The organism is Kitasatospora sp. NPDC057542, assembly GCF_042801945.1.
Classification (GTDB): domain Bacteria; phylum Actinomycetota; class Actinomycetes; order Streptomycetales; family Streptomycetaceae; genus Kitasatospora.
In genome coordinates this window covers 1-7,894 of sequence record NZ_JBHVFE010000425.1, presented here as the reverse complement: position 1 = coordinate 7,894, position 7,894 = coordinate 1, and the positions used below count along the sequence as shown (strand labels likewise).

Genomic DNA, 7,894 nt, shown 5'->3' with positions numbered 1-7,894 from the left:
CCGCACCTCGGCGGGGGCCCGGTCGGGCAGTATGCGCAGGGACACTCCGGCCGACCGCGTTCTGACGTACCGTCGTGCGGGCAGCGCACCGCGTGGCACCCGGGGCACGACGGAGGCGTACGGTGTTGTGTTCACGACCCGGCGAGGAGAGACGGCATGGCAGCGAGCTTCCCCGAGACCGCCATCAGCACCGAACGGCTGCTGCTGAGGCCCCTGGCGGAGGACGACGCCCCCGGCCTGGCCACGATGATGGCCGACGACCTCGTGCTCGCCTGGACGGACCTGCCGCACCCCTTCACCGAGGAGTACGCGGCCGAGCTCGCCCGCACCCTCGCCCCCGCCCACCGGACCGCCGGCCGCGGCATCGTCTTCGCCGTCACCGAGCACCTGACCCAGCGCCTGGTCGGCCTGGTCGAACTGCGCAACACCGACTGGCGCCTGCGCAGCACCGAGATCTCCTACGTCACCGCCGTCTGGGCGCGCGGCGAGGGCTACGCCCCGGAGGCCGTCCTCGGCGTCGCCCAGTGGCTGTTCGAGGACCGCGGCTTCCTGCGCCTGGAGCTGCGCACCGCCGCCGGGAACACCGCCGCCCAGCAGGTCGCCCAGAAGATCGGCGGCATCAGCGAGGGCGTGCTGCGCAGCGCCTGGATAGTCCGCGGGGAGTCCGGCGAGGTGGCCGTGGGGGAACCTCCCAGCCGCCGGGCCGGGGGAGAGAGCCGCAGCGACCTCATCCTGTGGAGCCTGCTGCCGGAGGACCTGGAGTCGCCCGAGGTGCAGCGCGACGGCTGGCACGGCAACCACCGCTACGTGCTGCGCGACTGAGCGCCGCCGCCCCCGCCCGTCTGCTGTTCACCCGGCGCGGACATGTGTGCGAGATGTCGGCTTCCGGGGGATCGCACCCGGTAGCCTCTGCACCGGCGCCGCACGACGGCGGATCGAGTGGTGCACCGAGTCGAGGGAGAACGGCCGCAGATGGCTGACCGGATCACGGTCATCGGGTGGGACGGCACCCCGCTGACCGAGGCCGCCGGCGCGGCCCTGGCCGCGGCGACCCTGGTGGCCGGCGCCCCCTACCAACTGACCGCACTCCCGGTGCCGGAGTCCGCCGAGCGGATCACTCTCGGCAACATCCAGCAGGCCGCCCGCAGGATCGCCGAGCACCGCGGCGCCGCCGTCGTGGTCGCCGAGGGCGACCCGGGCTTCTTCGGGGTGGTGCGCACCCTGCGCCGCCCCGAGTACGGCCTCGAACTGGAGGTGCTGCCCGCCGTCTCCTCGGTGGCCGCCGCCTTCGCCCGGGCCGGCATGCCCTGGGAGGACGCCCAGGTGGTCAGCGCGCACGGCGGACGGCTGCGCCGCGCGGCCAACATCTGCCGGGCCCACCCCAAGGTCGCGGTGCTCACCGCGCCGGGCGCCGGGCCCGCCGAACTCGCCCTGATGCTGCGCGGGGTGCACCGGACCTTCGTGGTCTGCGAGGCCCTCGGCACCCCCGACGAGGACGTCACCGTCCTCACCTCCGACCGGATCGCCGACCACGTGTGGCGCGACCCCAACGTGGTGCTGGTGATCGGCGGCGGCGCCCAGGCCGGGGCGGTGGACGAGGCGGCCGGCTGGCTCGCCGGGCGCCCGGTGGGCTACCCCGGCGCGGAACGCGGCTGGGCGCTCCCGGGTGACGCCTACGCGGGCGCCGGGCGCGCGGAGGGCGAATCGGGCGCGCCGGAAGCACTGCCCGCCCATGTGCGCGCCCTGGTCCTGGCCCGTCTGGGTGCACGCCCCGGGGACCTGGTCTGGTCGGTCGGCGCCGGCAGCGGAGCCCTCGCGGTGGAGGCGGCCCGGTTCGGTGCCGCCGTGGTCGCGGTCGAGGGCTCCCGCTCCGCCTGCGCCCGGCTGACCGTCAACGCCCGCCGCTACGGTGTCGAGGTGGAGGCGGTGTACGGGAGCGGCCCCGAGGTGCTGGGCGGCCTGCCGGAGCCGGACGCGGCGGTGGTGGAGTCCGGCGGCCTCGACGTGGTGCGCGCGGTGCTGGCCCGCCGGCCGGAGCGGTTCGTCGCGTTGCCCCGGACCCTCACCGAGGCGCAGGAGGTCCGCCGGGCGATCGCCGGGGCCGGCTACCGGGCGGACGGCGCGCTGCTCCAGGCGACCCCGTTGCGGCCGGTGGGGGAGGGTGACGGGCTGACGCTGGGGGCGGGCGGAACCGGCGCGCTGGTGCTCTGGGGTGAGCAGATCGTGTGAAGGCCGTGGGCGTGCACCGGGGCCGTCCGGTGGCGTCGACGGTGATCCAGGTCGCATCCGGACACCGATTCGAGAGGTGACCGCGCCGGGCCGGTAGTGTGACGTCCTGGTCGGCTGATCGGTCGGCGACCCACCCGATTCGGTCGGTTTGTCACCTTTTTGACGTGGTGCAATCCGATTCCGCTCGGAGTGTGGGCAATTCGACGGGCCGCGTGTCGGACCTGGAGAATGCCGTAGGGTCCGGTGCGGTCGTGCCGGTTGCTCCGGCCTGTCGTTGTTTCAGACGATGTGCCGCCCCGTACGGGCGGTGCGCCGGGCCGGGGTGCCGCAGTGCGCCGGATGGACTTGGGCCGCAGCGCCACGGCGCGGCGGCCGCGTGTGGTTAGGGGCGGGCCGGTGCTGGTTCGGCCCGTGCGGATGGGCGCTGCGATCGGTGATCGTGTCGCCGAGGGCGCGGCAGCGGCCTGGAAGGAGCTTTGACAATGACCGATGGCGGCCACGTCCCGGGCGAGGGACTGCCCGAGCACCTGCACGCCGGGCCGGACCCGCTCGGCGGACCGGAGGGCGTCGCGGGCGTTGCACCCGTCCAGGGCGTCGCGACGGACGGCGGTGCGATCCCCAACCCGGCGGCCCCGATCAGCGGGGTCCCCGGTGCGATGCCCCCGGGTGCGGGCGTCGTCCCGCCGCAGGGCCAGCACGGCTACGGCGTTCCCGGTGTGCCCCAGCCCGGCCACCCCGGCGAGGGCTGGGCCGTCGACCAGGGCGCCCCGCGTCCGGCCTTCCACTTCCTCGACCAGCCCGACACGCCGGACGGCCTGGACGACGATGACGACGTGCTGCTGATGCCCGGCCCGCAGGGCTCCTGGGGCGAGCCGGCGGCGGCCGTCCCGGCCGAGCAGGTGCCGCTCGTGCCGCAGCAGGACGGCACACCCGTCGAACCCTCCTGGCCGCCGGTGGACCCGCCGGTGCTCGGTGCCGAGCACGCCGTCCAGCAGCAGCCCGTCCAGATGCAGCCGCAGCAGCCGATGACGCAGGCTCAGCAGCCGCGCCGGCCGCTGCACGCCGGTCCGCCGATTCCGGACCCCTCGCTGATGACCGGCCAGGTGCCGGTCCGCTCGCTGGCCGATCGCGGCCCCTCGCAGGGCGGCACGCCCGCGCACGGCATCCCGGTGGTCGGCCGCCCGCCGATGGCCGAGGCCGCCGCCCCGGCTCCGGCCGCCGCGCCGCAGGCCGTCCCGGTGGCGCCGGGCGCTCCGGCAGCCCCGGGGGTTCCGGTCGTGGACGGGCAGCAGCTGCCGCAGGCGCAGGACTTCCACCAGGCCCAGCAGGTGCCGCTGGTCGCGCAGCCGATCGAGGCCGTGCTGTCCGTCGAGACGGTCGGGGCGATCGAGGTGATCGAGGTCGTCGAGATTCCGGAGGCCGTCCAGGCCGCCGCGGTCCAGCCCGCTCAGGACGTGACGGCCCCCCAGACCGTCGCGGTCGCGCCGCAGGCCGTCGCGGCCGAGCCGGTCCCGGCCGAGACCGCCCAGCCGGTGGCCGAGCCCGCCGTCGCCGGGACGGTCGTTGCCGAGGCCGCTGGTGTCGCGCCCGCCGACGCCGCGACCGTCGCTGCCGAGGGTGCTGCCGCCGACGCCGCCGCCGTGCCCGTCGAGCAGCCCGAGGCAGCGGCCCCGGCCGGTCAGCCGCGCCGGATCTCCGCCTTCCTCGCCGCGCCCACCCCGCACGGCCTGCCCAAGGTCGGGGCCCCCGAGCAGGCTCCGGTCGCCGAGGAGGCGGCCCCGCAGCAGCCCGCGCCCATAGCGGCCGCCGACGCGCCGCAGGCCGTCGAGGCCGCCCCGGTTGCCGAGGTCGTCGAGGTCGCCGAGCAGTCCCATCCGGCCGAGACCGCGCCGGAGGCCGTTGCCGAGCCGGCCGCCGAGACCGCCGCGGGTACCGGGGAGATGCCCTCCGGCCAGGCCGTCACCGAGCCCGCCGCCGAGGCCGAGCAGCCGCAGCAGCAGGCCGAGGCGCCTGCTGAGCCGGCTGCGGAACCGACGGCCGAGGCTCCCACCGAGACCGCCACCGCCGCTGCCGAGCCGGTCGCCGAGGCTCCGGCCGAGGCCGCTCCCGAGCAGCAGGCCGCTCCCGAGACGGAGGCGGCGCAGCCCGCCGGAACCGTCGAGGAGCCCGCCGCCGAGGCAGCCGAGCCGGTCGGGGAGGAGGGCGCACCCGCCGAGGGCGTCGCCGAGCGACCCGCCGCCGCCCCGGAGACCGAGGCCCCCGCGGAGCCGGCCGCCGAGCAGGCGCAGGCCGAGCCCGTGGCCGTCGTCGCGGAGCCCGCTGCCGAGGCCGAGTCCGTCCAGGAGCCCGCCGCCGAGACGCCCGCCGAGACGCCGGCCGAGGGCGTCGCCGAGCAGCCGCAGGCGGAGCAGCCCGCCGCCGGGAACCCGGAGGCCACCGAGGCCTCCGAGGAGCAGCCCGCCGACGCGCAGCCCGTCGCCGAGGAGGCTCAGGAGCAGCAGCCCGAGGAGCCTGCCGAGCCGCGCGGCCCGGCCGCTCCCGGCTACGACGAGGCCGGCCGCGAGGCCGTCCACCAGGTGATCCGTGAGCGCCGAGACGTGCGCAACGGCTTCCGCCCGGACCCGATCCCGCACGAGGTGCTGATCCGCGTCCTGGAGGCCGCCCACACCGCGCCCAGCGTCGGCTACTCGCAGCCCTGGGACTTCGTGGTGATCCGCTCGGCCAAGACCCGCAGGCGGATGCACGCCCTGGCCGAGCGCCAGCGCGAGGCGTACGCGGACTCGCTGCCCAAGGGCCGGGCCAAGCAGTTCAAGGAAATCAAGATCGAGGCCATCCTCGACACCCCGGTCAACATCGTGGTGACCGCCGACCGCACCCGCGGCGGCCGGCACACCCTGGGCCGGCACACCCAGCCGCAGATGGCCCCGTACTCGGCCGCCCTGGCCGTCGAGAACCTCTGGCTGGCCGCCCGCGCCGAGGGCCTGGGCGTCGGCTGGGTGAGCTTCTTCGACGACGAGGAACTGGTCCGCGAGCTCGGCCTGCCCGAGCACCTGGAGGTCGTCGCCTACCTGTGCGTCGGCTTCGTCGACGAGTTCCCGGACGAGCCGGAGCTGGAGCAGCAGGGCTGGGCCAAGAAGCGCCCGCTGTCCTGGGTCGTCCACGAGGAGCAGTACGGCAACCGCGCGCTGCCCGGCGAGGAGCCGCAGAGCCTGCTCGCCGAGACCCTGCGCGGCATCCGCCCGCTGGACGCCAAGGCGCTCGGCGAGGCCTGGGACCGGCAGAAGCGGATGACCAAGCCGGCCGGCTCGCTCGGCATGCTGGAGATCATCTCCGCCCAGCTGTGCGGCCTGTCCCGCAAGTGCCCGCCGCCGATCCCGGAACCCGCCTGCGTGGCGATCTTCGCCGGGGACCACGGCGTGCACGCCCAGGGTGTCAGCCCCTGGCCGCAGGAGGTGACCGCCCAGATGGTCGGCAACTTCCTGGCCGGGGGAGCGGTGATCAACTCCTTCGCCAAGCAGATCGGCACCGAGGTCTGCGTGGTCGACGTCGGCGTCGCCGCCGAACTGCCGGACGCCGTCCAGCAGGGCCGCGCCACCGGCCTGCTGCCGCGCAAGGTCCGCCCCGGCACCGCCGACATGACCCAGGGCCCGGCGATGACCCGGGAGGAGGCCCTCAAGGCCATCGAGGTCGGCATCGAGACCGCCCGCGACCTCGTCGCGGCGGGCAACAAGGCGCTGGTCACCGGCGACATGGGGATCGCCAACACCACCGCCTCGGCCGCCCTGATCTCGGTGTTCACCGGCCTCGACCCGGCCGAGGTCACCGGCCGCGGCACCGGCATCGACGACGAGACCCACGCCCGCAAGATCGAGGTCATCCGCGCCGCGCTGGCCCTGCACCAGCCCGACCCGAGCGACCCGGTCGGCGTTCTCGCCGCCGTCGGCGGCCTGGAGCACGCCGCCCTGGCCGGTTTCCTGCTGGGCGCCGCCTCGCTGCGCACCCCGGTGGTCCTGGACGGCGTCATCGCCGGTTCGGCCGCGCTGGCCGCCAAGGCCATCGCCCCCGAGGTGCTGGCCGCCTGCATCGCCGGCCACCGCTCCGCCGAGCCCGGCCACCAGGCCGCACTGGCGAAGCTCGGTCTGCGCCCGCTGATCGACCTGGACCTGCGGCTCGGCGAGGGCACCGGTGCCCTGCTGGCCCTGCCGCTGGTGCAGAGCGCGGCCCGGGCGATGCACGATGTAGCAACCTTCGACTCCGCCGGGGTCACCGAGAAGGCCTGACGCACCCCGTCACCGCTCCGCGGACCGGCCCGAGGGCGCGCCGGACCGCGGAGCGGTGCCGTACCGTCCCCACACCCTCACCCCCCGATCAGGAGCACCGCCGATGACCGCGCCCACCCCGCACCCGAGCACCGAGGGCCGCACCCCCTACCCGGTCGGCCTGCTGCTGGCCGGCCGCCGCGTCGTCGTGGTCGGCGGCGGCCAGGTCGCCCAGCGGCGGCTGCCCGCCCTGATCGCCTCCGGTGCCGACCTGCACCTGATATCGCCGACCACCACCCCGGCCGTCCAGGCCATGGCCGACGCCGGCGAGCTCACCTGGCACGCCCGCCCGTACCGGGACGGCGACCTGGCCGGCACCTGGTACGCCCTGGTCGCCACCGACGACCCGGTCGTCAACGAGACGGTCAGCGCCGAGGCCGAGCGCGAGCGGGTGTTCTGCTCCCGCAGCGACGACGCCGCGGCGGCCACTGCCTGGACCCCGGCCAGCGGGCGCGACGCGGGCGCCACCGTCGCCGTCCTCACCGGTGACCCGCGCCACTCCGCCGCCCTGCGCGACGCCATCGTGGACGGCCTGCGGGACGGCTCGCTGGCCGCCCGCCAGTACCGTTCGCACGGGGCCGGCGTGGCCCTGGTCGGCGGCGGCCCCGGCGACCCGGACCTGATCACCGTGCGCGGCCGGCGGCTGCTCGCCGACGCCGACGTGGTCGTCACCGACCGCCTCGCCCCGCGCGAACTGCTCGCCGAACTGCCCGAGCACGTGGAGGTGATCGACGCCTCCAAGATCCCGTACGGCCGGTTCATGGCCCAGGAGGCGATCAACCGCACCCTGGTCGAGCACGCCAAGGCCGGCAAGTTCGTGGTCCGGCTCAAGGGCGGCGACCCGTACGTCTTCGGCCGCGGCGGCGAGGAACTGCTGGCCTGCGCGGAGGCCGGGCTGCCGGTCACCGTGGTGCCCGGGATCTCCAGCTCGATCAGCGTCCCCGCCGCGGCCGGCGTCCCGGTCACCCACCGCGGCATGACGCACGAGTTCACCGTGATCTCCGGCCACGTCGGCCCGGACGACGAGCGCTCGCTCACCAACTGGGAGGCCGCCGCGAAGATGAGCGGCACCCTGGTGCTGCTGATGGCCGTGGACAAGATCGGTGCGATCGCCGCCCGGCTGGTCGAGTACGGCCGGTCGGCGGACACCCCGGTCGCGATCGTCCAGGAGGGCACCACCGCCGCCCAGCGCCGGGTGGACGCCACCCTCGGCACCGTCGCCGCGGTGGTCGAGGCCGAGGGTGTCAAGCCCCCGGCGGTCATCGTCGTCGGCGACGTCGTCAACGTGCTGGCCGCGGCCTTCCGGAAGTAGGCACACGTGGAGTGGGAAGTCGGCTGGTCCGACT

At 76.0% G+C, this 7,894-nt stretch carries 4 protein-coding genes; all 4 read left to right on the top strand.

What is annotated here, in order from left to right; translation table 11 throughout:
• The first annotated feature begins 156 nt into the window (after positions 1–156).
• Positions 157–822 (top strand): GNAT family N-acetyltransferase, encoded by a 666-nt coding sequence (locus tag ACFU7Y_RS35220; RefSeq protein ID WP_224279895.1) that lies wholly within the window; start codon positions 157–159, stop codon positions 820–822.
• 150 nt (positions 823–972) lie between these two features.
• The gene (cbiE, locus tag ACFU7Y_RS35215; protein WP_224279897.1) at positions 973–2,229 is read left to right on the top strand and encodes a precorrin-6y C5,15-methyltransferase (decarboxylating) subunit CbiE; all 1,257 of its coding nucleotides are present in this window, start codon (positions 973–975) and stop codon (positions 2,227–2,229) included.
• A gap of 482 nt (positions 2,230–2,711) precedes the next feature.
• The gene (gene cobT, locus ACFU7Y_RS35210) at positions 2,712–6,509 is read left to right on the top strand and encodes a nicotinate-nucleotide--dimethylbenzimidazole phosphoribosyltransferase (protein ID WP_380770804.1); all 3,798 of its coding nucleotides are present in this window, start codon (positions 2,712–2,714) and stop codon (positions 6,507–6,509) included.
• Between the two features lie 103 nt (positions 6,510–6,612).
• Positions 6,613–7,860 (top strand): uroporphyrinogen-III C-methyltransferase, encoded by a 1,248-nt coding sequence (gene cobA, locus ACFU7Y_RS35205; protein ID WP_224282104.1) that lies wholly within the window; start codon positions 6,613–6,615, stop codon positions 7,858–7,860.
• Positions 7,861–7,894: the final 34 nt, after the last annotated feature.